Origin of the sequence: Streptomyces sp. NBC_00289, from assembly GCF_041435115.1 — a bacterium.
GTDB lineage: Bacteria > Actinomycetota > Actinomycetes > Streptomycetales > Streptomycetaceae > Streptomyces.
Map to the genome: position 1 here is coordinate 8,739,776 of NZ_CP108046.1, position 24,489 is coordinate 8,764,264.

A 24,489-nucleotide genomic window follows, 5' to 3' on the forward strand; every position below is an offset into this window, starting at 1 on the left:
CCCCCGCCGGACGCCTGCCGGGTCAGCCGAGTGCGCGGTCCAGGTTGAAGGCCGCGCTGATGAGGGCGAGGTGGGTGAACGCCTGGGGGAAGTTGCCCTGTTGCTCGCCGGTGTGGCTGATCTCCTCGGCGTACAGGCCGAGGTGGTTGGCGTAGGTGAGCATCTTCTCGAAGGCCAGGCGGGCCTCGTCGACCCGTCCGGCGTGCACCATGGCCTCGACGTACCAGAACGAGCAGATGGAGAAGGTGCCCTCGTCGCCGCGCAGCCCGTCGGGGCTCGCCAGTGGGTCGTAGCGGTAGACCAGTGAGTCCGACACCAGCTCCTGGGTGAGCGCGTCGAGCGTGGACAGCCATTTGGGGTCGGTGGGCGCGATGAACTTGGTCAGCGGCATCATGAGGACGGCCGCGTCCAGTACGTCGCCGTCCTCGTGCTGGACGAAGGCCTGGCGGCTCTCCGACCAGCCCTTGCTCATGATCCGCCGGTAGATCCTGTCGCGGGCCGCCTGCCAGCGGGGCAGGTCGGCGGGCAGGCCACGCCGGTTGGCGATCCGGATGGCGCGTTCGATCGCCACCCAGCACATCAGCCGCGAGTACAGGAAGTTCTTACGGCCGCCCCGGGTCTCCCAGATGCCCTCGTCGGGCTGGTCCCAGTTCTCGCACACCCAGTCAACCAGTGCGCAGACGTCGTCCCACTGGTCGCTGGAGATGGGCTTGGCCCACTTGTCGTAGAGGTAGATGGAGTCGATGAGCGCGCCGTAGATGTCGAGTTGGAGCTGGTCGGCGGCGGCGTTGCCGACGCGTACCGGTGCGGAGCCCTGGTGGCCCTCCAGATGGGGGAGTTCCCGCTCGGTGAGGTCGGTGCGGCCGTCGATGCCGTACATGATCTGCAGGGGGCCGGAGGGCTTGCCGTCGCCCGGACTGACGTGCCGGGTCACGAAGTTCATGAACGCCTCGGCCTCGCCGGTGAAGCCCAGCCTCAGCAGCGCGTACACGCAGAAGGCGGCGTCCCGCACCCATACGTAGCGGTAGTCCCAGTTGCGTTCACCGCCGAGCTGCTCGGGCAGGCTCGTGGTCGGTGCCGCCACGATCGCGCCGGTGGGCGCGTAGGTGAGCAGTTTCAGCGTGAGGGCCGAGCGGTGGACCATCTCCCGCCATCGGCCCCGGTACTTCGACGCGGACAGCCAGTGCCGCCAGTACGCCACCGTGGTGGCGAACTGCTCCTCCGCCTCGGTCCTGGCGCACCGGCGCGGGGTCACCTCACCGCCGACCTGGTCCAGCGCGAACACCGTCGACTCGCCCTCGGAGAGCTTGAAGTCGGCCCGCGCGTCCAGGCCGTCGACCTCCAGCGGCACGGTGGCGGTCAGCGCGAGCGACAGCTCGGCGGACTCGAAGACCGCGACGTCGCCGGCCATCCGGACGGTGTGCGGACGGGTCCCGTAGTCGAACCGCGGTGCCACGCGCGTGCGGAACGGAATGGATCCGCGCACGCACAACACCCGCCGGATCAGCCGGTGGCGTTCGGAATCGCCCGACTCGCCGTCGACGGGCATGAAGTCCTGCACCTCGCCCACGCCGTCCTCGGTGAAGAAGCGGGTGATCAGGACGTTGGTGTCGGGGAAGTAGAACTGCTTGGTCTTCGCCGGCACGGTCGCCGCCAGCTCGAAGCGGCCACCCCGCTCCGCGTCCAGGATCGACGCGAACACGCTCGGGGCGTCGAAGGAGGGGCAGCAGTACCAGTCGATCGTGCCGTCGGTGCCGACCAGGGCCACGCTGCGGAGGTCGCCGATCAGGCCGTGCTCGGCGATCGGCAGGTAACGCGAGGTACTCGGGTCGTCCTGGTCGATCGGTGTTCCGCTCATCGCAGCCTCCCTGGCCCCCGGCGCCCATCTCGCTCCCAGCCTAGGCCGGAACGAACCCGCGGGCGCCGGAAACACGATCAGACCGCGACGACCCGGATTCCGGCCTCCTCGAAGCGCCGGACCGTGTCGGGTCCCGCGGAGCTGTCCGTGACCAGCGTGTCCACCGTCTCGGCCGCACAGATGCGCGCGAACGCCCGCCGGCCCAGCTTGCTGGAGTCGGCGGCGACGATCACCCGCTCGGCCCGCTGGCACAGCAACCGGTTGGTAGCGGCCTCCGCCTCGTCGTGCGCGGCGGCTCCGTGGGCGAGGTCGAAGGCGACGACGCCGAGTACCGCCACGTCCATCGTGACCTGGCCGAGCACGCCGTCCGCGAGGGGGCCGACGAGCTCGTAGGACTGCGGGCGGGCCACCCCGCCGGTCAGCACGATCTTGAACTGGGGCCGTACGGCGAGCTCGTTGGCGATGTTGAGCGCATTGGTGACGATGGTCAGCGCGGGCGTGCCGGAGCCCAGGTCGCCGCGCACGGCCAGGGCCCGCGCGACCTCGGTGGTGGTCGTGCCGCCGGTCAGCCCGACCGCCTCGCCGGGCGCGATCAGGGCGGCGACCGCCTTGGCGATGCGCTGCTTCTCGGTGGCGTGCCGGGCCGTCTTGTAGCGCAGCGGCAGCTCGTACGACACCCCGTGCACGACCGCGCCGCCCCGGGTGCGCACCAGCATCTGCTGCTCGGCGAGCTGGTCGAGGTCACGCCGGATCGTCGCGGCGGAGACCTCCAGCTCGACGGCCGCCTCCTCCACGTCGAGCCGGCCGCGCTCTACGAGCAGGTCCAGCAGTTGCTTCCAGCGGGCGTCGCGCGACATCCCCGCCCTCCGTTCCTCGATCTCCCGGCGACCCTAGCGCACCCTCGTATCGCCCGGATGCTTGATTCTGCTCGAAAGATAGCTATATCTTGCAAGAACGCGCATCATGAATCACCCACAGGGAGGGGTTCCGGCATGACCCATGTCGAGGACGAGCTGGCCGGCCAGCCCGAATGCTGGATACGGGCCGCGTCGGAGGCGGCCCGGCACAGCGCCGCGCTGCCGGCGCCGGGGGAGCGGGTCGCGATCGTCGGCTGCGGCACCTCGTACTTCATGGCCCAGTCGGCGGCGGCGCTGCGCGAGGGCTCAGGACAGGGCGAGACGGACGCCTTCGCCGCCTCGGAGTTCCCCCACGGCCGGCCGTACGACCGGGTCGTGGCCCTCACCCGCTCCGGCACCACCACCGAAGTGCTCGAACTGCTCGGCCGGTTGCGGGGCCACACCCGGACGACCGCCGTCACCGCCGACCCCGGCACACCCGTCATGGCGGCCGCCGACGACCTCGTCGTACTCGACTACGCCGACGAACGGTCCGTCGTCCAGACCCGGTTCGCGACCACCGCCCTGACCCTGCTCCGCGCCCATCTGGGGCTGCACACCGACGACGTCGTCGCCGACGCCCGCACCGCGCTCGCGGCCGACCTGCCCGAAGGGCTCCTCGCCTGCACGCAGTTCACCTTCCTCGGCCGCGGCTGGACCGTCGGCCTGGCCAGCGAGGCGGGGCTGAAGATGCGCGAGGCCTCACTCGCGTGGACCGAGGCCTACCCGGCGATGGAGTACCGGCACGGCCCCATCAGCGTCACCACCCACGGCACCGCCACCTGGATGTTCGGCCCGGCACCGGACGGGCTGGCCCAACAGGTACGGGACACCGGCGCCCTGTGGGTGGCCGGCGGCCTCGACCCGCTCGCCGAACTGGTCCGCGTCCAACGGCTCGCGATCGCCCTGGCCGACGCCCGCGGCCTCGACCCGGACCGACCACGCCACCTCACCCGCTCGGTGATCCTCGCCCCCTGACGCGGGGATCGGGAACGCCGGCACCCGGCCGGGGGCGACCCTCGCGGGCCGTGCCCGCCGGGGCCCGGCCCGCTGGGGCCGCGTCCGCCGGGGCCGCGTCCGCGGGGTCCGTGTCCGCCGGCAGGTGCGCCCCGGGGGCGGCTCCACCGGAGTCGGCCCCGGCCGCCGCACCACCTGGACCACCCCCGGGCGTCCAAGCCGGCCGGACCGCTGCCGACCCCCGCCCGAAATCCCTCCGGACTCTCGGAAAGGACAGCCGTGCCCCTCGCGACCACCGGCGAGCTCGTCACCCGTGCCGCCGCGGCCCGCTCCGCCGTCGCCGCCTTCAACATCATCACCCTGGAGCACGTCGAGGCCGTCATCGCCGGCGCCGAGACCGTCGGCGCGCCCGTCGTCCTCCAGGTCAGCGAGAACGCGGTCGCGTTCCGTCACGGACGGCTGCTCCCGCTCGCCCGCGCCGCGGTCGCCGCCGCCGAACGCGCGGCCGTACCCGTGGCGTTGCACCTCGACCACGTACAGAGCGACGCCCTGCTGCGTCAGGCGGCGGACGCCGGGTTCGGCTCGGTGATGTACGACGCGGCCCGCCTGCCGTACGCGGACAACCTCGCGGCGACCCGGGCCGCCGCCGACTGGGCCCACGCCCACGGACTGTGGATCGAGGCCGAGTTGGGGCAGGTGGGCGGCAAACACGGTGAGCCGCCGCTCGACGCCCACGCGGCCGGAGCCCGCACCGACCCCGCCGAGGCCCGCGCCTTCGTCGCCGACTCCGGTGTGGACGCCCTCGCCGTCGCCATCGGCAGCAGCCACGCCATGACCACCCGCACCGCCGCCCTCGACCACGCTCTCCTGAAGCGCCTGACGGGAGCCCTGAACGTACCGCTCGTGCTGCACGGCTCCTCCGGCGTACCGGACGACGAACTGGCCGCGGCCGTCGCGAACGGCATCACGAAGGTGAACGTCGGCACCGCCCTGAACATCGCCATGACCGGCGCCGTCAGGGAGTTCCTCGCCGCCCACCCCGCGGCGGTCGACTCGCGCACCTATCTGGGCGCGGGCCGGGAGGCGATGGTGCGGACGGTCGCGGGAATCATCCGGGTGCTCGACCGGGCGGATGTCGGACGCGGCGGCCCGGCTATTCCCTGACCGCCCTCAGCACCACGAACTTCGGGTCACCGGCGACCAGTTGACAGTTGCCGAACAGGCGCCGCAACGTGACGTGGTACCCGAGGTGGCGGTTGCCGATCACCCACAGCTCGCCGCCGGGACCGAGCGCGCGCCGGGCCCCGGTGAACATCCGCCACGCCGTCGCGTCGGTGGTCGCCTGGTGCGAGTGGAACGGCGGGTTGGTGAGCACGAGATCGACGCTGCCGTCCGGCACCCCCTCCAGTCCGTCCCCGACCCGGAACCCGGCCTGCGCGGGCGCGCCGCTCGCCCTGTACGTCGCCTCCGCCGAGGCCACCGCCTGGAACGACTCGTCCACGAACAGCACCTCGGCCCCGGGATCGGCCAGCGCCAGGGCCGTACCGACGACGCCGTTGCCGCACCCCAGGTCCACGACCCGCCGGGCGCCCCGGTCGTCCGGCAGGTGCCGCAGGAAGAACCGGGTGCCGATGTCGAGCCGGTCGGCACAGAAGACGCCCGCGTGGTTGACGACGGTGCGCCCCGAGACGGGACCGATGTCCTGGGGAAGCCGGTAGCTGTACGGCCACGGGTTGGCCTCCCGCGGCCGTTCGGGCTCGGGGGAGCAGAAGATCAGCCGGGCCTTCTTCTCGGCGAGCGAGGTGCGGGTCGGGCCGAGGATCCGCTCGAACAGCTTCAGCGTCGAGGTGTGGATCTCCTTGACCATCCCGGTGCCCACGACGACCGTGCCCGCGTGCACGGCGGGCGCCAGCCGCAGCAGCTGGTCCTCCAGGAGCGCCAGGCTCTTCGGCACCCGGACCAGGAGTACGTCGATCCGGCCGGGCGGCGCGTCCTGCGTGGTGAGCAGCTCCACCGTGGCCGGGTCCACTCCGGCCCGCGCGAGATTGGCCCGGGTGGCCTCCTGGGTGAGGTGGGAGTCGGTGATCTGCACCGGCCGGTGCGCCGCGAGCGCCGTGACCAGCGCTCCCCAGCGGTCCCCGAGCACGACGACCGTGCCGGACAGCGGGACTCCCTCGTCCGCGAGATGCCGAAGCAGGTACTCGTCGGAGGCGTCCCAGGCGCGCAGCCTCTCGCGCGGGTCCTCGGGGAAGCGGATCGGCTCGAGCTCGCCCCAGGGCGTCGTCATACGGTCGTTCATCGTGCGTCAAGGCTAGCCGAGGCCGGCTCACGGGCCGTCGCCCGCACAGGTCGGGCAGGATGGGAGACATGGACGCCGAGCTGTTCCCCCGGGCCCGCGCGCCGATCGCCCCCGGCGCGGTGCACCTGCCGGACTGGCTGGACGCCGGGTCGCAGCGGGAGCTGCTGGAGTCCTGCCGGCAGTGGGCCCGCCCCCCGGCCGGACTGCGCACGGTCCGCACGCCCGGCGGTGGCACGATGACCGCCCGCCAGGTCTGTCTGGGCCGGCACTGGTACCCGTACGGCTACGCCGCCACCGTCGTCGACGGCGACGGCAGCCCGGTCAAGCCCTTCCCGGCATGGCTGGGCGCACTCGGCCGCCGCGCGGTGACCGACGCGCTCGGGGCGGAGGCGGTGTCGGCAGCGCCGTACGACATCGCACTGATCAACTTCTACGACGGTGACGCCCGCATGGGCATGCACCGGGACAGCGACGAGAAGTCCGCCGCACCGGTGGTCTCCCTGAGTCTCGGGGACACCTGCGTCTTCCGCTTCGGCAACCCCGAGACGCGCGGCCGGCCGTACACGGACGTCGAACTGCGCAGCGGGGACCTGTTCGTGTTCGGGGGCCCGTCCCGGCTCGCCCACCACGGTGTGCCGCGAGTGCACGGGGGCACCGCGCCGCCCGAGTTGGGGCTCACCGGACGGTTGAACATCACTCTCCGAGTGAGCGGACTGTAGGTCGCGGCGGCGGCCACGCACACTGCGGATCATGGGAGACTCGGCCTCATGAGCGGCAAGGCGGACCCCCGGACGACGGGGGAAGGGACCACCTCGAGGGCGCGGTTGGACCGTGGGCGCGGAGCGCTCGGTCCCGCGCTGGAGCTCGTGCACACCGGTCGCGCGCCGACCCGCGCCGTGCTCACCGCCGAGCTCGGCGTGACCCGGGCGACGGCCGGCGCGGTCGCCGCCGAACTGGAGGCGCTGGGCCTGATCCGGGTCGACGCCCGGCCCGGCGCGGCCGCCGGTTCGCAGGGGCGCCCCTCGCACCGGCTCGCGGTCGCCGAGGACGGCCCGGTCGTCCTCGCCGCGCAGGTGCACGCCGACGGGTTCCGGGCCGCGCTGGTCGGCCTGGGCGGCCGGATCGTCGCCACCGCACCCGGCTGCGAGACCGTCGACGCCGACCCGGCGAAGGTCCTCGGGTCCGTCGTGGAGGCCGGCGCCGAACTGCTGCACACGACCGGGCGGCGCTGCGTCGGCGCCGGACTCGCCGTGCCGTCGGCGGTCGCCGAACCGGACGGACTCGCCCTCAACCCGCTGCACCTGGCCTGGCCCGTGGGAGCCCCGGTGCGCCGGATCTTCGCCGAGTGCGTGCGCGCGGCCGGGATCACCGGTCCGGCCTTCGCGGGCAACGACGTCAACCTCGCCGCGCTCGCCGAGCACCGGCACGGCGCGGGCCGTGGCGCCCGGGACCTGCTGTGCGTGGCCACCGGGCACCGCGGGGTGGGCGGCGCGCTGGTGCTGGACGGGCGCCTGCACACGGGCAGTTCGGGCCTGGCGCTGGAGGTCGGCCACCTCACCGTCAGCCCCGAGGGCCGCCCCTGCCACTGCGGCAGCCGCGGCTGCCTCGACGTCGAGGCCGACCCACTGGCCCTGCTCACGGCCGCCGGACGCGATCCCGGCCCCGAGATGTCCCTGCTCCGGCAGGCCGACGAGCTGATCCGGGGCCACTTCGACGACCCGGCCGTCCGCACCGCCGTCGAGGCCCTGATCGACCGGCTCGGCCTCGGACTCGCCGGTCTGGTCAACATCCTCAACCCTGACCGCATCATCCTCGGCGGGCTGCACCGCACGCTCCTCGACGCCGACCCGGACCGCCTGCGCGCGGTCGTCGCCGACCGCAGTCTGTGGGGGCAGAGCGGCGGCGTACCCATCCTCGCGTGCACGCTGGACCACAACAGCCTGGTGGGGGCGGCCGAACTGGCGTGGCAGCCGGTGCTGGACGATCCGCTGGGGGCGCTGAGCGGTGGGTGAACGACCGCCGGGGCCCGACGGCATGGACCTGCTGGAGCCCGACCGGCTGCGTCTGGTCGAGGTGGCGGCACCGTCGCTGGAGGCGGCGGAGCGGGCGGCCATGAACCGCGCGTGGGACGACGCGGTCGGCGCCAACCCGAGCCTCTTCGACGGACCGGTGGCGGTCTGCGCGGGCCTGGACCGGGACGGGCCACGCGGTCTGGTCGTCTCCTGGTCCCGCACCACCTACCGGTACTTCGCCCTGCGCCGGGTACCGGGCGCCACCTCGCTGCGGTCCCTCTTCGTGAGCGTCGTACAGCCCACGGACGACGGACGCGTCCTGGTGGGGCGGATGTCCCCGTCCACCTCCGCTCCCGGCCGCTGGCAGTTCCCCGGCGGTTCGGTCGAACCGCCCCGCGGTCGCGCCCCCCTCGACGAGGCCGCGCTGCGCCGGCACGCCGCCCTGGAGCTGGCCGAGGAGACGGGCGTCGACGGACCGCCCGAGGAGCTCACCCGTTGCCTGGTCACCCACTCCGCGAGCGGGCAGGTCGGGGTCCACTACCTCGCGCCGGGCAGGCCGGAGTCACTGCTGCGCGAGCGGTTCGCGGCCCTCGTGGCCGCGGAGACGGCGAGGGGGCGTGACCCGGAGTTCGACGAGTTCGCCCTGATCGGCTCCCCGGCCGAGCTGCCTCGCCTCCCGGGCCCCCACGTGGCCTACCTCGAAGCCGTCGTCAGCCGCCACACCTGACCGGACCCACACCCTCTCGGTGGTCGCCGGAATCCGCGTCCGGGGTGAACCGGACGCCCCGTCGCGCGGCTCCCGGCGGTGCGGGCCGGAGTCTGCCTGAGCCGCGCCGAGTAGGCTCGGGGCATGCGGATCTCCGTTTCCTCGGACATGGACGAACCAGTGGCCCGTTCCCTCGTCGCGGAGCTGCGCGGCCGCGGCCACGAGGTGGCGACGCACGGGGCGCTGAACCCCGGCGACGACCCCCGGTGGGCCGCGTGCTCCCAGGCCGCGGCCGGTGAGGTCGCCGCCGGGACGGCGGACCAGGCGGTCGTGTGCTGCTGGACCGGCACGGGCGCCTCGATCGCCGCCAACAAGGTGCCCGGCGTACGCGCGGCCCTGTGCACGGACGCGTACACGGCGGACGGCGCCCGCCGCTGGAACGACGCCAACGTCCTGGCCCTCAGCCTGCGCCTGACGTCCGAGCCCCTGCTCAAGGAGATCCTCGACGCCTGGTTCGCCGCCGAGGCGAGCGAGGACACCGGGGACCGGGAGAACGTGGCGCACGTGGGACGGCAGGACTCCGCCAGGACCATTCGGTGACTCACCGGAACGGGCTGCCTGCCCGCACCGGGGCCCGCGGCCCGTCGCGGGAGGCGGTCGCGCACGGGGCCGGTCCGTGACCGGGTGACGTGCCGGCGGTTCTCCTGTCGGGTCGCGTTCCGGATCGCATCCGGGCCGGGTCAGCGCGCGGGTTCGGGCCAGTCCACGGCGAAGGCGCGGCCCGGGTTGTCCGTGAGGACGCGTCGTACGAGGTCCTCGCCCACGGCGAGGGCGAGCCGCGGCCGCACCCGCCGCAGCAGGTACGGCATCCCGGGCCCCTCGGCGACCGAGCGGGCCGCCGCGGTCGTGGTGTCGCCGCCGAGCAGGAGGCGGTCGCCGTGGCCCGCGTCGGCCAGGGCCCGTACGGCGTCCGGCATCCGCCAGTCGGTGGCGTGATGGGCGCGGGAGGGGCCGTCGAAAGCCAGGTAGCAGCCCGTCTCGGCGGCCTGGCGGTGCACCGCGAAGTCGGGGGAGCGGTTGAGGTGCCCGAGGATCACCCGGTGCCGTGGCACACCCAACTCGCCGCACAGCAGGTCCAGTACGTCCAGGGCGGCGGTCCCCAGTTCGAGGTGGACGGCGACGGGCGCTCCCGTCGCGTGGTGGGCCTCGGCCGCCGCGGTCGTGGTCCACCGGGCGTGCGGGTCGAGGGTGTGGAAGCCGCCCGCCACCTTGACGAGTCCGGCCCGCACTCCCGAGGCGCCGATGCCCTCGGTCAGTTCACGGACGAACACCTCGGCGAGCCTGCCGCGCAGCCCGCGCAGCGTCCCCTCGTCGTAGTGGACCGCCTGGTGAAGGCCCGTCGCCGTCACCAGGTGCACGCCGGTCTCCCGCGCCAGTGGGGGCAGGTCGGCGGCGCGCCGCCCCAGTCCGTACGGCGTCCACTGCACCACGGCGCCGCCGCCCAGCGCGTGGAACGCGGCGAGCTCGGCCCGTGCCGCGGACACGGAGCGCAGCTCCTGACCGGGCAGCCGGGGAGAGCCGAAGAACAGGTGGTCGTGCGCGTCGCACACGCCCAGTTGCTCCGGAGGCACATCTCCGAGCACCGTACGGACTCGGCTCACCACTGGCGTCCCCGCGGCAGTCGGTCCCGACCGGGCGAAGACAGGTGCAGCACCTGGAACACGTCGCCTTCGGCCTCGGGGGTGTCGTGCGCCCAGAGCGAGAAGTGGACCAACTCCCATGAAGCGGTGTCGACGGCGGCCGCGGCGAGTACCGCGCCGTCCGCCACCGCCAACCGCCCCGTCTCGCCCACCCCGTCAGCCATCGCCCTGGCCAACTCGACGCCCTCGGGCACCTGTTGGCGCCGCCGCACGGCGACCCGCGCGGGGGAGCCGGCGGCGCCGCCCTCCTCGTACGCCAGCCCCGTCCACTGCCGGACCGGCGGCCTCCCGAAGTCGTCGCTCAGCCCCTGGAAGCCGCCGCCCCAGAGAAAGGAGTTCATGCCCTCGGTGGTGTCCCACAGATAGAACGGCGCGTACTGGTTGACCGGCGAGCCGTGCACCCCGCGCTCGCGCAGCAGATACGCCTTGAGACCGAGACCCTTCCAGTCGTCGAGCAGCCGCCCGACGCGGGACACACGGGCGCGGACGACGCCGGTGTCGTAGTCGGCGGGCAGGGTGAGTTCGTACTGCATGGCGTGCACGGGCGCCTCCTCAGGCGGATGCGTCGACGCGTGGGGCGAGCAGCGAGAGCAGCCCCCGCACCCCCGTGTCGAAGGCGGCGGGCGAACCGGACGCGCGGGCGAGGACGTAACCGCCCTGGACGGCTGCGACGACGGTCGCCGCGATCTCCTCGCCGTCCAGCGAGGGCGCGAACTGGCCCTGCTCCTGCCCCTCCTCGACGATTCCGGCGATCCGTTCGCGGATCCAGTCCAGCGTCTCGTCGACCGGCGCGCGCAGTTCGGCGCTGGCGACGACGTCGGGGTCCATCGTCAGCCGGCCGATCGGGCAGCCGCGCAGGGCGTCGCGCTCGCGGCGCAGATAGGCCTCGATGCGCTCGTACGGTGTGCCCGGCCCGCCGAGTACTGACTCGGCGGTGGCCCGCTGTTCCTCGGCGGTCCGCCGGATGGCGGCGAGGGCGAGGTCCGGCTTGCCCTTGAAGTGGTGGTACATGCTGCCCTGTCCGGCCTCGGCGCGCTCCAGGATGGCCTTGGGGCTGGTGCCCACGTAACCGCGCTCCCACAGCAGCTCACGGGTGGACTCGATCAGTCGCTCCGGGGTGCTCATCCGCCCACTGTACATACCAGTAGGTACAGACGTCGAGGGTGTGAGGAGCAGCCGTACGCCGTCGCCGTACTCCCCGGGAGGTACGCGCAGTGCCGCCGGCCGCACGACGACCCGGACCCCCGATCGGCGCGAGTCTCGAGACAACACCGGAAGACCCACCTGGGAGATGACTCGAGATGCAGACACTTGCGAACTGGGACGGCGGCCCCGGCCCGTGGATCCTCTTCTTCCCGCTGATCTGGGCGGCCGTCGTGATCGGCGTCGTGACCGTCCTGCGCCGCACCGGCTCGCGCGGCCGGCGCGGACCGTGGCGTGCCGTGGACGACCGCCGCCCCTCCGGCGACTCACCCGTGGCCGTGCTCGGCCGCCGCTTCGCCTCCGGCGAGATCGACGAGGACGAGTATTGGCGCCGGTTGTCCGTCCTGGACGAGCAGTTCGGTCGTACGTCCGGCAAGGGAGGTGCGGTGTGACCGCCACCGCGACCGCCGCGCCGGCCGCCGCACCGACGGCCGCCCTGGTCGTCGACGGCGTGAAGGTGTACGGCACCGGTGACACCGCCGTGAGGGCCCTGGACGGGGTGAGCGTCGACTTTCCGGCCGGCCGCTTCACCGCGATCATGGGGCCCTCGGGCTCCGGCAAGTCCACCCTGATGCACTGCGCGGCCGGCCTGGACACCCTCACCTCGGGAGTCGCCCGCATCGGCGACACCGACCTCGGCACACTGGACGACCGGCGTCTGACCCTGCTGCGCCGCGAGCGCGTCGGCTTCGTGTTCCAGGCGTACAACCTGGTGCCGACGCTGACCGTCGCGGAGAACATCACCCTTCCGCTGGACCTCGCGGGCCGCACGGGTGACCGCGAGTGGATCGACGCGCTCGTCGACGTCGTCGGCCTGCGCGACCGGCTCCACCACCGGCCCGCCGAGCTCTCCGGCGGTCAGCAGCAACGCGTCGCGGTGGCCCGGGCGTTCGCCGGCCGGCCGGACGTCGTGTTCGCCGACGAGCCGACCGGCAACCTCGACTCCCGGTCCGGCGGAGAGGTCCTCGGGCTCCTCGGCCGGACCGTCCGCCGGACGGCCCGCACGGTCGTCATGGTGACCCACGACCCGGTCGCCGCCGCCCATGCCGACGAGGTCGTCTTCCTCGCCGACGGACGGCTCGTCGACCGGATGGCCGACCCGACCGCCGACAAGGTCCTGGACCGCATGAAAGCCTTCGAGGTGCCGTCATGAACACCTCCGTACGGCTGAGCGTGACCTCCCTGCGCTCCCACAAGCGGCGCTTCGCCGGCACGTTCCTCGCCGTGTTCCTCGGTGTCGCCTTCCTGGCCGGGACCCTCGTGATGGGCGACACCCTGCGCGCCGGCTTCGACGCGATGTTCGGCGACGCGGCGAAGGGCACGGACGCCGTGGTCCGCAGCGCCGACGCCATCACCACGCCCGGCGAGAGCCAGGGCGTACGGCAGCCGGTCGGCACGGACCTGGTCGGCGCCGTCGAGAAGGTTCCGGGAGTGGCGGCGGCCGCTCCCGACATCGAGGGCGCGGGCCAGCTCGTCGGCGCGAACGGCGAGCCCGTCGGCGGCCAGGGGCCGCCCACCCTCGCCGGCAACTGGATCACCGACCCCCGGCTCAACGCCTACCGGCTCGCCGAGGGCCGCGCCCCGCGCGGGTCCGGCGAGGTCGTCGTCAACCGCGGTGCGGCGAAGAAGGGCGGCCTGAGCATCGGCGACACGACGACTCTGCGCACGCCCGACCCGGTCCGGGTGACGATCGTCGGCCTCGCGACCTTCGGCGGCGAGGACGGCATGGCGCAGGTGACCTTCACCGGGATGACCCGGGCCGACGCCGAGCAGTACCTGACGGCCAGGCCGGGGCAGGCGGCGAGCATCCGGGTGCGGGCCGGGCCCGGCGTGAGCCAGCGCGAACTCGTCGACCGGCTGACCCCCGTGCTGCCCAAGGGGATCGAGGCCATCACCGGACAGGAGTCGGCCGCCGAGAACACCGACATGATCTCCAGCCAGTTCCTCACCCTCTTCACCACCTTCCTCCTGGTGTTCTCCGGTATCGCCCTGCTGGTCGCCACCTTCTCCATCCACAACACCTTCGCGATCGTCATGGCCCAACGCACGCGCGAGAACGCGCTGTTGCGCGCCCTCGGCGCGTCCCGCGCGCAGGTCGCCGCGTCCTCCCTCGTCGAAGCGGGCATCGTGGCGGTCACCGCGTCGGCCGCGGGGCTGGCGGGCGGCATCGGCGTCGCCGCGGGCCTCCAGGCGCTGTTCCCGGCCATCGGATTCCCCTTTCCCGAGGGCGACCTGGTGATCGGCTCACTGTCCCTGCTGCTGCCGCTCGCGGTCGGTGTCGTGGTCTGTCTCGGCTCCGCGCTGCTGCCCGCCGTACGCGCAGGCCGTACCGCGCCGCTGGCCGCGCTGCGGGAGACGGCCGTCGACCAGTCGGGCGCCTCACGCCTGCGCGCGGTCACCGGCACCGGTCTGGCCGCTCTCGCGGTCGCCGTGACACTGACCGGCGTCCTGGTGTCACCGTCCCTGTGGCTGGCGGGATCCGGCGCGGTGCTGGCCCTGGCCTCGTTCGTGGTCCTCGGCCCGGTCGCCTCCTCGACGGCCGTACGGGTTCTCGGCGGCCCTCTGGACAGGCTGCGCGGCGTCAGTGGCGGGCTGGCGCGGCGCAACGCCCTGCGCAGCCCGAAGCGGACGGCCGCGACGGCCGGCGCCCTGATGATCGGCGTGGCCGTGGTCTCGCTGTTCACGGTGTTCGGTGCCTCGCTCAAGGCGACCATGGACCAGACCGTGTCGCGGTCCTTCGCGGGCGACGTCGTGGTGAGCACGCCGTCCTTCGGGGCGGGCGGCAGCGGACTGAGCCCCCGCCTCGCCCGAGCCGTCCAGGATCTGCCGGAAGTGGACACGGCCGTCGGCCTCGGCCGTGGTGTCGCCGAAGTCGACGGCAGGGGAAGGGCGTTGACGGTGACCGACCCGGTCGCGCTGGAGCGCACCTTCGACCTGGGCACGGTCGAGGGCTCCCTGCGCACCCTCGGCTCCGACGGTCTCGCCATCACCCGGAAGGAGGCCGAGGACCAGGGGCTGACCACGGGAGACAGGACCCGGCTGACCTTCACCGACGGCAGCAAGGTGACCTTCACCGTTCGCGCGGTCTACGGCCGGTCCGAACTCGCCGGCGACTACGTCATCACCCGCGCCGCCTGGGCGCCGCACCGCACCCAGGACTCCGACACCCTCCTCGCGGTGTCCTTCAAGGACGGTGTGGGCACCGACCGGGGCACGGCCGTGGTCCGCGGCGTCGCGGAGCGCTACGGCGATCCGGAGGTACAGACCCGCGAGGAGTACGCCCGGTCGTCGGCGGGCGGGATCGACATGATGCTGACCCTCGTCTACGCGCTGCTGGCCCTCGCGGTGCTGATCGCCCTGCTCGGTATCGCCAACACGCTGACACTGGCGATCCACGAACGCACCCGGGAACTCGGCCTGCTCCGGGCCGTCGGCCAGACCCGGTCGCAGCTGCGGGCCATGGTCCGCTGGGAGTCGGTCCTGGTCGCGGCCTTCGGCACGGTCGGCGGGCTCACCCTCGGTGCCTTCCTCGGCTGGGTGCTGGTCAAGGCCTCCGAAGGGGCCGGCGACACCGCTTTCGCCTTCGCGGTGCCGCCGCTGCGGCTGGCGGTCGTGGCGTTGGTGGGGATCACGGCTGGGGCTCTCGCGGGTCTGCGCCCGGCCCGGCGCGCGGCCCGTCTGGACGTGCTGCGGGCCATCGCCACCGAGTGACGTACGGGCCCTCGGCGAGCGTGCGGCGTCCGCGAGGAGAGCGGGCGCCGCGAACGCCGGTCACCGCCCGGTCAGCCGACGACGGCCGACCGGGCGGGAGCGTGTTCGGGCCTGCGCAGGTCGAGGTCGTGCTCGACCTCCGCGAAGACGCGCACCGGCTTGTCCGGGGTGACGCGTCGCGGCGGGCGCGCCGCCGTGGGCCGTACGGCCGAGGGCGTCGGCAGCGTGAACCAGACGACCTTCCCGGACTCGCCGTCCGGCCGCACACCCCAGCTCTCGCTGACCGCAGCGACCATCGCCAGCCCGCGTCCGCAGGTGGCGAGCGCGTCGGTGTCCGCCGCGTCTCCCACCTCCTCCACGACCGGCAGACGCGGGTCGTGATCGTGCACGGACACCATCAGCCGGTCGAGCTGCACCTCGATCTCCACGGTGCACGTCTTGTCGGGCTGGGCATGGCGGTGGACGTTGGTCAACAACTCGGTCACACCGAGCGCGGCTCGGTCTATCAACGGATCCAGATGCCAGTAGCGCAACTGCGCCGATACGATTCTGCGGACCTGGCCGATCCGCGACGGCAGGGCTTGGAGCTCCACCGCGCAGTGCCTGCTCGGATGACTGATCACGGCTGCGACTCCCCGACTGAAGAGGCCCGGAAGAACACGGAGTTCGGATCCAGCAGGACGCTTTCGTGACACGGCCGCCTGCTGTCGTGGCCGGCGGGCTGGTTCGCAGCGTTATCGCCGGTAAACCCAGAGTGACGTGAGAACAGCGTGACTCAGGGGGCGATGCCCCGCAACTCGCGGAGGATCAACCGCCCCGCCCGGCCGCCCTGCGCACGGCCTCGATGAACCGGCGTGCCGCGGGCGGGCCCGGCTCGCCCGGGGCCGGGTCGTGGTCGCCGAGGGTCAGCAGGTACCGGTTCCCGTTGAGGTCGGCCTGCGCCCGGTCCTCGGTGGCGAACCACGGCCTGGAGGCGCGCACCGCCTGCACCGGCGCACTGTCGATCTCACTGCCGTAACTGGTGAGCAACTCCAGCCTGCCGTCGCTGATCCGGACCTGTCCGGCCCGGGTGAGCGACCGCAGCCGCTTCCCGATCCGCACGCCCGTGGCCGTGAACTCCGGCTCCGCCATGCCGTTCCGCCCCCTTGTGCGCGTCGCTCCGACCGGCTCCCACGTGCCGGGACACGGCTCGCCGAGCGTCCGGTCGCGTGATCCGGCTTCCTGCTCCAGTGTGCGCCCCCGTACGGGACCCTTCGTCCCGCCGCGCAGTCTGCCCGCCGAGGAGGTGGAGCACCAGTGCGCACGGCCCTTCGAGGGCGGGCGCCCGGAGCACTCGCGCGAATGCGCCCCCATGGGCGCGGGTCGTGGCCCCAGGCTGGTCTTTGGGCTGCCCAAAGGAGTGTTTATGCAGGTGAGAAGCGTGCGGGAGGTGCCTATGATCGGTGTGTCGGCCGCGCGACGCGCCGTCGGCGCGAAGCCTAAGGAGCCCCGCCGTGAGCACCACCCAGCAGACCCGGACCGGCGCCACCCTCGATGTCGACCGCAGTGACAGTGCCTACCGGGGCTGGCTGAAAGAGGCCGTCCGCAGGGTCCAGGCGGACGCCAACCGCTCGGCCGACACCCATCTGCTCCGATTCCCCCTGCCGGACGAGTGGGGCATCGACCTGTACCTGAAGGACGAGTCGACCCACCCGACCGGCAGTCTCAAACACCGGCTCGCCCGTTCCCTCTTCCTCTACGGCCTGTGCAATGGCTGGATCCGGCCGGGCCGCCCGGTGATCGAGGCGTCCAGCGGCTCCACCGCCGTCTCCGAGGCGTACTTCGCGAAGCTGATCGGGGTGCCCTTCATCGCCGTCATGCCGCGCACGACGAGCGCCGAGAAGTGTCGCCTCATCGAGTTCCACGGCGGGCGGTGCCACTTCGTGGACGACCCCCGCACGATGTACGAGGCCTCCGCCGCACTCGCGGCCGACACCGGCGGCCACTACATGGACCAGTTCACCTACGCCGAACGTGCCACGGACTGGCGCGGCAACAACAACATCGCCGAATCCGTCTTCAGGCAGATGGAGTTGGAGCGATTCCCGGAACCCGCGTGGATCGTCGCCACGGCCGGCACCGGCGGCACCTCGGCGACCATCGCCCGTTACGTGCACTACATGCAGCACGACACCCGCATCTGTGTCGCCGATCCGGAGAACTCGTGCTTCTTCGAGGGATGGACCACCGGCGATCCGGACGTCACGTGCGACTGCGGCTCACGCATCGAGGGCATCGGCCGGCCCCGGATGGAGCCCAGCTTCGTACCCGGTGCCGTCGACCGCATGATGAAGGTCCCGGACGCGGCCAGCGTCGCCGCCGTACGGGCCCTGGAGCAGGCCATCGGCCGCAGGGCGGGCGGCTCCACGGGCACCGGACTGTGGAGCGCGCTGAAGATCGTCGCCGAGATGGTGGCCCAGGGGCGCACCGGGAGCGTGGTGACCCTGCTGTGCGACCCGGGGGACCGGTACCTCGACAAGTACTACTCCGACGCGTGGCTGGCCGAACAGGGCCTCGACATCGAGCCGTACACCGCCGCGATCGAGTCGCTGCTGAGGACGGGAGTCTGGCCCGCCTGACCTACCGGCCCGCCAGCCGCCGGTCCAGCGCGGTCACCGCGCCCCGGAACGTCCGCCCGAGGCCCCCGCGTGCGAGCCGCAGGATCAGCCGCAACGGCGCCGGCCCGTCGGCGGCGAAGGTCCACCGCACCAGCGTCCCGCTGCCCGCCGGGGTCAGCCGCCACTCCTCGACCAGGGCGCGTACGCCGGGCGCGTTGGTGGCGTCCACGCGGTAGGCGTACACCTCCGCCTTCCTCGCCGAAAGGACCGTCTCCTCGAAGCGGGTACCGCCCCTGAGCCGGATCTCCCTCCGACCGCCGCCGTCGATCGGCCGGGCGAGGGTCACCGCCGAGAACCACTCGGCCCAGCCGGGCACGTCCTCGGCGAGCGCGTGGAAGACCGCCTCGGGGGAGGCGGAGACCTCCCGGGCGAAGACGAGGCGTACGGGAGCGTGCTCGAGGAACTCGATTCCCACTGGTCGCAGCCGACGAGCCATGGACGAAACCCCCCTGGGATGCGGCCCGGCCGGAGACGAGCCGTTGACCGGCGCCGGCCGGGCGGGGCGGACGCGGGCGGCACCCCGCCGACGCCCGTCACCCTAGCTGACGGTCAGTCAGCTGTCTGCTCCTCGTCGGTCTCGCCCGCCACCACCAGCCGCCGCAGATGCTCGGAGACCTCCGCGCGCGCCCCGGCCGGCAGCCCGGCGTCCGTCACCAGAGTGTCGACCTGCTCCAGGGCCGCGAACGAACTCAGGCCCACCGTCCCCCACTTGGTGTGGTCCGCGATCACCACGACCCGCCGCGCCGACTGCACCAGACGCCGGTTGGTCTCCGCCTCCGCGAGGTTCGGCGTCGACAGGCCGGCCTCGACCGATATCCCGTGCACACCGAGGAACAGCACGTCGAAGTGGAGCGCCGCGATCGCCTGGTCGGCCACCGGGCCCACCAGCGAGTCCGACGGCGTACGCACCCCGCCGGTCAGCACCACCGTGGCCGCGCCCTGCCGGGGGCCGGTGGTGCGCTGCGCCGCGTGGAAGACGTCGGCCACCCGCACCGAATTCGTGACGACGGTGAGGTCCGGCACGTCGAGCAGGTGGTGGGCCAGCGCGAAGGTCGTCGTACCGCCCGACAGTGCGATCGCGCTTCCCGGCGCGACCAGTTCGGACGCCGCCTGGGCGATGTCCTCCTTGGCGGTCAGCTCCAGCCCCGACTTCGCCTCGAAGCCCGGCTCGTGCGTGCTCGCCTCGACCACCGGGACGGCGCCGCCGTGCACCTTCTCCAGGACGCCCTGACGGGCGAGCGCGTCCAGATCACGCCGCACCGTCATGTCCGACACGCCGAGCTTGCGGGTCAGCTCGTTGACCCGGACGCCGCCACGGCGCCGGACCTCGTCCAGAATCAGGGCGCGCCGCTGCTCCGCGAGGAGGTTCTGATTCTCACTCACGTACGCTCCGGTCCTTTCGCCTCAAGCCGTCCGACACGCTCTGCGCACCCCCTCCGACAAGGACATTCTCCCCGCTCCCGGTGCGTGGGCGTCCCATCCTTGCACGGGAGGGTACCGGTGACCCCACCGACTGCGGGACGCGCGCACGTCACCCACGCGTCATCCCCGGCGCGCGAGTCGCACGGATCGGGGAGATTCCGTGACGGGAGGTGTGCGCCGTCGCCCGAGTGGAGATCCTTGTGCCCGCACGGACAGATGCGACGGAGCGTCACGGGGGAAGTGCGAACAGTGGAACGTGCACGGGAACAGGTGCCGACCGGCGGACCGGACGACCGCGGTCCGCGACCCCAGGAATCCGCGACCGCCCTGGAGCTGCTGGTCCACGGCGTGGGCGGCACCACGCCGGAGAAGATGCTCGGTGATCCGCGCACCGTGCGGATCACCGGCGACGACACGGCGGCCGTCTTCCGGCGCGCCGGTGACACCGACGCCGAGTCCGACCCGGACGACCGGCACCGGGGCCCGGTGCCCGAGGCGTACGTCTGGTGCAACCTCACCTCCGGCAACGGCACCCGCGCCCTGTGGCTGCTGCTGCTGCCGTTCATGGTGGTCAACCTCGCCCACTGGATGCGCCCCACCGCGCACGGTCGCACGCGGACGGTCCGCCTGTACGGCCTGCTCGTGCGACTCGCCGGGCTGACCCTGACCGTGCTGCTCGTCGCCGCGGTCTGCGAGGTCGCCCTCGACCTGACCGCCTGGCAGTGCGCGGGCACCCGCGCGTGCGCCGGGCGGCACTCCTGGCTGGGCTTCCTGTCACCGAGCTTCTCGGACGGCGGCTGGTGGAGCCGCCCCGGCCGCCGCCTCGCCCTCGCCGCCCTGGTGCCCGCCGCGCTCACCGGTCTGCTGTGGTACCTCTCCCACCGCACCTGGAGCGCGTACGAGTCCCAGCGGCCGCTGTCACGCCGGCCCGAACCCGACGAGGGGCCCGGCCGCACCGCCCTGGGCCGGCCCGGCTTCTGGTACGGACGCCGTCTGGTGGCCCGGCTGCGTGCCGCCCACACCGCCGCCGGCCTGCTCACGATCGCCGCCGCCGTCGGCTCCGCGGCGGCCCGCTTCGACCGGCGGCCCGGCGGCCCCGAGCCGCTCGACACGCTGGGCCGGCTGCTGGAGGCGGCGCTCGTGGCCGGCGCGGTCGCCGTGGTCTGGGTGGTCTGCCGCCGCGGCCGCAGCGAGAACCGCCTCGACCAGGAACTCGACCAGCACCTCGTACGACGGCTCCCGCTCGCCGCGGTCGCCCTGCTCGCCTGCGCCCTGGTGTACGCCGGCTGGGAGCGCCCGGGCTGGGAATCGACGGGCCGGCTGCCGGGAGACGCCACCTTCGGAGGCCTCGCCCTGGTGCAGGGCCTGCTCGTCATCACCCTCGCCGTGGTGGCCCGCCTGCTCCACCGCACACGTCCCGACTCCCGCGCGGCGATGCGCGGCCTGGGCGGCCCCGCCGTCGCCATGCTGGCCTGCGCCCTGGGCGGTGTGATGTCCGGCGGCGTGTCGCAGCGCGTGTCCGACTGGCTGGACGGCACCGGGACCTCCATCGACGGCCCCCCGGTCCTGCTGACCTGGCAGGCGTCGGTGATCCCGCCCCTGCTCGTCGTCCTGCTGGTGCTCTGCGGCTGGCTGGCCCGGCGGACCTGGCTGCTGCGCCGCGCGGAACTACCGGCGGTGGAACGCGACTACCCCGGCGAGCTCAAGGACCCGCAGCGCACCCGCCGCATCGCCAGGACCCGCGCGATGGCCACCCTCACCGACCGGGGGCCGCTCATCGTCGCCGTCACCTCCACCGCCACGCTGCTTCTGGGCGCCGGAGCGCTGGTGGGCGCGCTGTCGACCGGCAGGGCGCCCGCGCAGGCCGCCCGGCCCGCCCACCCCTTCGTCCACGGCGCCGCCGAGACCGCGCAGGCACTGGGCTCCTGGCTGATCGGAGTCGGCTTCGTCCTGTTCGTCACCTGGGGCCGCCGCGCCTACAAGGACGCCGCCGCGCGGCGCACCATCGGCATCCTCTGGGACGTCGGCACGTTCTGGCCGCGCGCCGCCCACCCCTTCGCACCGCCCTGCTACGCCGAGCGCGCCGTGCCGGACCTGACCTGGCGGATGGACACCTGGACGCGCACCACCGGCGGGCGGCTCGTCATCTCCGGCCACTCGCAGGGAAGCGTCCTCGCCGCCGCCGCGGCCTGGCAACTGAAGCCGTCGGTCCGCAGACGGGTCGCGCTGCTGACCTACGGCTCCCCGCTCGAACGCCTCTACGGCCGCTGGTTCCCGGCCCACTTCGGCCCGGCCGCCCTCAGCTCCCTGCACCACGAGGTCGACTGCTGGCGCAACCTGTACCGTCGCACCGACCCGATCGGCGGCCCCGTCCGCCTGTCCGGCGACTGCGGACCCGAGGTGGACCGCGAGGCCCTCCAGGACCCCCTCGCCTACGGCCGTACCGCGCTGCATCCGCTGCCCGCACCGGTCCTCGGCCACTCCGACTACCAGGCCGACCCGGCGTTCGCCGAGGAGCGGGAGCGCCTTCTCGCCCGGCTCGGCCCGGGTCTGCCGGGGCCCCGCCACCAGGTGCTTCCCGGTGGTGATCCGGGCGACGGGGCTCAGGGGGCGTCGGGCAGGTCCTCGGCGTAGAGGAGCGTCAGGTCGTCCGTGCTCGGGTCCTCGAACTGCGCGACCCGGCTCGCGTGCCGCTCGACCATCGCCTCGAAGGTCTGGCGGGCGGTGCGGCCGTTGCCGAAGGCGGGGCCCTTGGGGAGCGTCGTGAAGTACTTCAGGAGCCCCTCGGTGGCGCCGGGCGCCAACCGGTACTCGTGCTCCTCGGCCTGCTGCTCCACGATCCGCAGCAGCTCCTCGGGGCCGTAGTCACGGAAGGTGATCGTCCGTGAGAAGCGGGAGGCCACGCCGGGGTTGATCGAAAGGAAGCGTTCCATCTCGGCCGTGTAGCCCGCGACGATCACCACGACCGCGTCCCGGTGGTCCTCCATCAGCTTCACGAGCGTGTCGATGGCCTCCTTGCCGAAGTCACGGCCGGAGTCCTCCGGTGACAGCGCGTACGCCTCGTCGATGAACAGCACCCCGCCGCGCGCCCGGTCGAAGGCCTCCTGCGTGCGGATCGCCGTGGAGCCGATGTGCTCGCCGACCAGGTCGACGCGGGACACCTCGACCAGGTGCCCCTTCTCCAGGACGCCGAGCGAGGCGAGGATCTCGCCGTAGAGACGGGCCACGGTCGTCTTCCCGGTGCCGGGGGAGCCGGTGAAGACCAGGTGGCGCTTGACCGAGGCCGCCTTGAGCCCGGCCTGCTGCCGACGCCGGCCCACCTCGATCATGTCCGTCAGCGCCCGCACCTCGCGCTTGACGCTGTCCAGCCCCACCAGCGCGTCCAGTTCACCGAGGACGTCCTTCGAGGTCCGCGCCGCCCGCTCCGGATCCGCGGCTTCCGTGAGTGGCTCCTGCTCGGTGGTGCGCTGACCGGGGATCGCGCCCAGCAGACCGGGCGTCGGGGCAGTCGTCTGTACGGCGGTCTGCGGCGCCGCCGGGGGCCGCGCCGCGCCGCTCTCGTCGCTCGTGCAGTCCTCGACGACGGGACCCACGCCGGACGACCCGCCCGGGCCGGCGTCCGCGAACTCGTACCCGCCGCGCGCGCAGCGCTCGGTACGGCACTTCCTCAGCGTCGTACGGCAGCCGTCGAGCACATGGAAGCCGTATCCGCCGCTACCGGTCACCCGGCAGTTCAGGAAACTGCCGCGGCCGCCGGCCGAGACGTAGAAGCCCGCTTCGGCGGGGGCGTCGACGGTGCACCGCTCGATCGTCGGGTCGGCGCCCTTGGTGACGATCACGCCGGTCTGGGTGCCGTCGACGGTGCAGTTGCTGAGCGTGCCGCCGCTGCCGTGGTCGCGGAACCAGGCGCCCGTGGCGGCGTCCCGGATGCGGCAGTCGTCGAGCTGGACCGTGGCGCCGTCGCTCACCGACACCGCCGTGTTGCGCACCTGGGACAGGTCACTGTCGACGACGTCGACGCGGGAGCCGCGGTCCAGGACGAACAGGGCGTCCGGCACGTCGTGCACCCGGCAGGACTCGAGGACCGCGGTGGCGCCGTCGCTGACCCAGACCGCGGGATAGTCACCGGTGCTGTCGAAGATCTCGCACTGGTTGGCGTCCACGCGCGTGCCGGGATCCCAGACCGACAGCCCGTTGCGCCCGAACTGACGCACCGTCGTCCTGGTCAGGGTGAGCACCGACCGGGAGCGCAGGTCGACCGCGTTCTCCGGGATGTCGTGGATGCGGCAGTCGGCCAGCGTGAGCGCCGCGTCGGTGTCGAGCGTGACGCCGTCGGCCGTGGTGCGGTGCACGTCGCAGTCGGTGAGGTGGGCGGTGGCCCGTCCGGTGATCTGGACGCCGCTGCCCCTGACCTCGTAGATCTCGCAACCCACCGCTTCCAGCGCCGAGTTCTCGCCGGTCGCCGTCAGACCCGCGCCCGAGGTGTGGTGGATCCGGCAGCGTTCCAGGCGGGGATGCGCGCCGCCGCGGACCGCGACGCCCGACTGGCCGGCCGAGACCACCTCGCACTCCTCGAACACCCCGCCGCCGCCGTCGAGTACGGCGATGCCGATGCCGGCCGGGTTGTCGACCGTGCACCGCCGCACGGTCGGCCGGGCGCCCGCCCGCACCTCGATGCCGGCCGCCGACCGCGTGACGATCCGCAGGTCCAGCAACTCCGGCGTGCCCTCCTCCACGAGGAGCGCGGGAGCGGCCGAGTCCTGGCCCTCCACATACAAGTCCTGCACCACCGCGGAGGCACACACGGTCAGCGGCACCCCGTCCACCGGAGCGATGCGCACGGAACCGGGGGAGCCCTCGGGGCCGCGCAGCGTCACCGCACGCTCGACGACGAGGTTCTCCCGGTAGGTGCCGGGCGCGACGGTGAGGACGTCGCCGTCGGCCGCGGCCTCCAGGGCGGCGGCGAGCGATGCGTACTCGCCTGTGCGGCGGCGCCACCGCGATGTGCCGGTGTGCGTCACCTGGACCGTGCCCTGTGCCATGGCGTTGCCGTGCCCCCACCTCGTGG

Annotated in this window: 22 protein-coding genes; 11 read left to right on the top strand and 11 right to left on the bottom strand. The window is 73.4% G+C overall.

The window, feature by feature from the left end; translation table 11 throughout:
* Positions 1-22: 22 nt before the first annotated feature.
* Complete coding sequence (locus OG985_RS39555; protein ID WP_371673194.1) at positions 23-1,858, bottom strand: glycoside hydrolase family 15 protein; 1,836 nt, start codon at positions 1,856-1,858, stop codon at positions 23-25.
* A 77-nt stretch (positions 1,859-1,935) separates the two neighbouring features.
* Positions 1,936-2,715, bottom strand: a complete 780-nt coding sequence (locus OG985_RS39560) for a DeoR/GlpR family DNA-binding transcription regulator (protein ID WP_371673195.1) — start codon at positions 2,713-2,715, stop codon at positions 1,936-1,938.
* A gap of 135 nt (positions 2,716-2,850) precedes the next feature.
* Between OG985_RS39560 and OG985_RS39565 the strand changes: the two genes are divergently transcribed.
* The gene (locus tag OG985_RS39565; RefSeq protein WP_371673196.1) at positions 2,851-3,732 is read left to right on the top strand and encodes an SIS domain-containing protein; all 882 of its coding nucleotides are present in this window, start codon (positions 2,851-2,853) and stop codon (positions 3,730-3,732) included.
* A 258-nt stretch (positions 3,733-3,990) separates the two neighbouring features.
* The gene (locus tag OG985_RS39570; protein ID WP_371673197.1) at positions 3,991-4,875 is read left to right on the top strand and encodes a ketose-bisphosphate aldolase; all 885 of its coding nucleotides are present in this window, start codon (positions 3,991-3,993) and stop codon (positions 4,873-4,875) included.
* Here the strand turns inward: OG985_RS39570 and OG985_RS39575 are convergent.
* Positions 4,865-5,998 carry a methyltransferase gene (locus OG985_RS39575; protein ID WP_371674622.1) on the bottom strand — a complete coding sequence of 378 codons (1,134 nt, stop codon included), beginning with the start codon at positions 5,996-5,998 and terminating at the stop codon, positions 4,865-4,867. The two genes, OG985_RS39570 and OG985_RS39575, sit on opposite strands and share 11 nt — an antisense overlap.
* 80 nt (positions 5,999-6,078) lie before the next feature.
* Between OG985_RS39575 and OG985_RS39580 the strand changes: the two genes are divergently transcribed.
* The 4 genes from OG985_RS39580 to OG985_RS39595 all read left to right on the top strand — a co-directional run bounded on the left by OG985_RS39580 (position 6,079) and on the right by OG985_RS39595 (position 9,328).
* A complete protein-coding gene (locus OG985_RS39580; RefSeq protein WP_371673198.1) occupies positions 6,079-6,729 on the top strand; it encodes an alpha-ketoglutarate-dependent dioxygenase AlkB in 651 nt (216 codons plus the stop codon).
* 48 nt (positions 6,730-6,777) lie between these two features.
* Positions 6,778-8,022 (top strand): ROK family protein, encoded by a 1,245-nt coding sequence (locus OG985_RS39585; protein WP_371673199.1) that lies wholly within the window; start codon positions 6,778-6,780, stop codon positions 8,020-8,022.
* 22 nt (positions 8,023-8,044) lie between these two features.
* Positions 8,045-8,749, top strand: a complete 705-nt coding sequence (locus OG985_RS39590) for an NUDIX hydrolase (RefSeq protein WP_371674623.1) — start codon at positions 8,045-8,047, stop codon at positions 8,747-8,749.
* A 123-nt stretch (positions 8,750-8,872) separates the two neighbouring features.
* Positions 8,873-9,328 (top strand): RpiB/LacA/LacB family sugar-phosphate isomerase, encoded by a 456-nt coding sequence (locus OG985_RS39595; protein ID WP_371673200.1) that lies wholly within the window; start codon positions 8,873-8,875, stop codon positions 9,326-9,328.
* Between the two features lie 140 nt (positions 9,329-9,468).
* Here the strand turns inward: OG985_RS39595 and OG985_RS39600 are convergent, their stop codons facing one another.
* From OG985_RS39600 to OG985_RS39610, 3 genes are read right to left on the bottom strand one after another with little or no spacing between them, the layout of a single operon-like run.
* Positions 9,469-10,389 (bottom strand): phosphotriesterase, encoded by a 921-nt coding sequence (locus OG985_RS39600; protein ID WP_371673201.1) that lies wholly within the window; start codon positions 10,387-10,389, stop codon positions 9,469-9,471.
* Positions 10,386-10,970, bottom strand: coding sequence for a DUF4865 family protein (locus OG985_RS39605; RefSeq protein WP_371673202.1), 585 nt, complete (start codon positions 10,968-10,970; stop codon positions 10,386-10,388). Before OG985_RS39605 ends, OG985_RS39600 begins: the two co-directional genes overlap by 4 nt.
* A 10-nt stretch (positions 10,971-10,980) precedes the next feature.
* A complete protein-coding gene (locus tag OG985_RS39610) occupies positions 10,981-11,568 on the bottom strand; it encodes a TetR/AcrR family transcriptional regulator (protein ID WP_371673203.1) in 588 nt (195 codons plus the stop codon).
* 161 nt (positions 11,569-11,729) lie between these two features.
* Between OG985_RS39610 and OG985_RS39615 the strand changes: the two genes are divergently transcribed.
* From OG985_RS39615 to OG985_RS39625, 3 genes are read left to right on the top strand one after another with little or no spacing between them, the layout of a single operon-like run.
* Complete coding sequence (locus OG985_RS39615; protein ID WP_371673204.1) at positions 11,730-12,023, top strand: SHOCT domain-containing protein; 294 nt, start codon at positions 11,730-11,732, stop codon at positions 12,021-12,023.
* A complete protein-coding gene (locus OG985_RS39620; protein ID WP_371673205.1) occupies positions 12,020-12,784 on the top strand; it encodes an ABC transporter ATP-binding protein in 765 nt (254 codons plus the stop codon). The genes OG985_RS39615 and OG985_RS39620 overlap by 4 nt, the downstream gene beginning before the upstream one ends.
* On the top strand, positions 12,781-15,342 hold the full coding sequence (locus tag OG985_RS39625; RefSeq protein WP_371673206.1) for an ABC transporter permease: 2,562 nt from the start codon (positions 12,781-12,783) through the stop codon (positions 15,340-15,342). Before OG985_RS39620 ends, OG985_RS39625 begins: the two co-directional genes overlap by 4 nt.
* A 71-nt stretch (positions 15,343-15,413) precedes the next feature.
* On the opposite strand, the gene OG985_RS39630 is transcribed toward OG985_RS39625, so the two are convergent.
* Complete coding sequence (locus OG985_RS39630; RefSeq protein WP_371673207.1) at positions 15,414-15,965, bottom strand: ATP-binding protein; 552 nt, start codon at positions 15,963-15,965, stop codon at positions 15,414-15,416.
* 184 nt (positions 15,966-16,149) lie between these two features.
* Complete coding sequence (locus OG985_RS39635; RefSeq protein WP_371673208.1) at positions 16,150-16,473, bottom strand: hypothetical protein; 324 nt, start codon at positions 16,471-16,473, stop codon at positions 16,150-16,152.
* Between the two features lie 362 nt (positions 16,474-16,835).
* Here OG985_RS39635 and OG985_RS39640 point away from each other — a divergent pair, with 362 nt between their 5' ends.
* Positions 16,836-17,960, top strand: a complete 1,125-nt coding sequence (locus OG985_RS39640; RefSeq protein ID WP_371673209.1) for a PLP-dependent cysteine synthase family protein — start codon at positions 16,836-16,838, stop codon at positions 17,958-17,960.
* A gap of 1 nt (position 17,961) precedes the next feature.
* Here the strand turns inward: OG985_RS39640 and OG985_RS39645 are convergent, their stop codons facing one another.
* Both OG985_RS39645 and OG985_RS39650 read right to left on the bottom strand, forming a co-directional pair.
* Positions 17,962-18,435, bottom strand: coding sequence for an SRPBCC family protein (locus OG985_RS39645; RefSeq protein ID WP_371673210.1), 474 nt, complete (start codon positions 18,433-18,435; stop codon positions 17,962-17,964).
* A gap of 113 nt (positions 18,436-18,548) precedes the next feature.
* Positions 18,549-19,382: a DeoR/GlpR family DNA-binding transcription regulator gene (locus tag OG985_RS39650; RefSeq protein WP_371673211.1), complete on the bottom strand. Its 834-nt coding sequence runs from the start codon at positions 19,380-19,382 to the stop codon at positions 18,549-18,551.
* Between the two features lie 288 nt (positions 19,383-19,670).
* Here OG985_RS39650 and OG985_RS39655 point away from each other — a divergent pair, with 288 nt between their 5' ends.
* Positions 19,671-22,055: a hypothetical protein gene (locus OG985_RS39655; RefSeq protein WP_371673212.1), complete on the top strand. Its 2,385-nt coding sequence runs from the start codon at positions 19,671-19,673 to the stop codon at positions 22,053-22,055.
* Here OG985_RS39655 and OG985_RS39660 read toward each other — a convergent pair.
* On the bottom strand, positions 22,025-24,463 hold the full coding sequence (locus OG985_RS39660; protein WP_371673213.1) for a right-handed parallel beta-helix repeat-containing protein: 2,439 nt from the start codon (positions 24,461-24,463) through the stop codon (positions 22,025-22,027). The two genes, OG985_RS39655 and OG985_RS39660, sit on opposite strands and share 31 nt — an antisense overlap.
* Between the last annotated feature and the right edge of the window lie 26 nt (positions 24,464-24,489).

Bases quoted from the DNA above. Each gene is read 5' to 3' on its own strand.
- OG985_RS39625 (WP_371673206.1), top strand. From the start codon at position 12,781: ATGAACACCTCCGTACGGCTGAGCGTGACCTCCCTGCGCTCCCACAAG.
- OG985_RS39555 (WP_371673194.1), bottom strand. From the start codon at position 1,858: ATGAGCGGAACACCGATCGACCAGGACGACCCGAGTACCTCGCGTTAC.
- OG985_RS39590 (WP_371674623.1), top strand. From the start codon at position 8,045: ATGGACCTGCTGGAGCCCGACCGGCTGCGTCTGGTCGAGGTGGCGGCA.
- OG985_RS39660 (WP_371673213.1), bottom strand. From the start codon at position 24,463: ATGGCACAGGGCACGGTCCAGGTGACGCACACCGGCACATCGCGGTGG.
- OG985_RS39595 (WP_371673200.1), top strand. From the start codon at position 8,873: ATGCGGATCTCCGTTTCCTCGGACATGGACGAACCAGTGGCCCGTTCC.
- OG985_RS39560 (WP_371673195.1), bottom strand. From the start codon at position 2,715: ATGTCGCGCGACGCCCGCTGGAAGCAACTGCTGGACCTGCTCGTAGAG.
- OG985_RS39645 (WP_371673210.1), bottom strand. From the start codon at position 18,435: ATGGCTCGTCGGCTGCGACCAGTGGGAATCGAGTTCCTCGAGCACGCT.
- OG985_RS39565 (WP_371673196.1), top strand. From the start codon at position 2,851: ATGACCCATGTCGAGGACGAGCTGGCCGGCCAGCCCGAATGCTGGATA.
- OG985_RS39615 (WP_371673204.1), top strand. From the start codon at position 11,730: ATGCAGACACTTGCGAACTGGGACGGCGGCCCCGGCCCGTGGATCCTC.
- OG985_RS39635 (WP_371673208.1), bottom strand. From the start codon at position 16,473: ATGGCGGAGCCGGAGTTCACGGCCACGGGCGTGCGGATCGGGAAGCGG.
- OG985_RS39575 (WP_371674622.1), bottom strand. From the start codon at position 5,998: ATGACGACGCCCTGGGGCGAGCTCGAGCCGATCCGCTTCCCCGAGGAC.
- OG985_RS39585 (WP_371673199.1), top strand. From the start codon at position 6,778: ATGAGCGGCAAGGCGGACCCCCGGACGACGGGGGAAGGGACCACCTCG.
- OG985_RS39580 (WP_371673198.1), top strand. From the start codon at position 6,079: ATGGACGCCGAGCTGTTCCCCCGGGCCCGCGCGCCGATCGCCCCCGGC.
- OG985_RS39610 (WP_371673203.1), bottom strand. From the start codon at position 11,568: ATGTACAGTGGGCGGATGAGCACCCCGGAGCGACTGATCGAGTCCACC.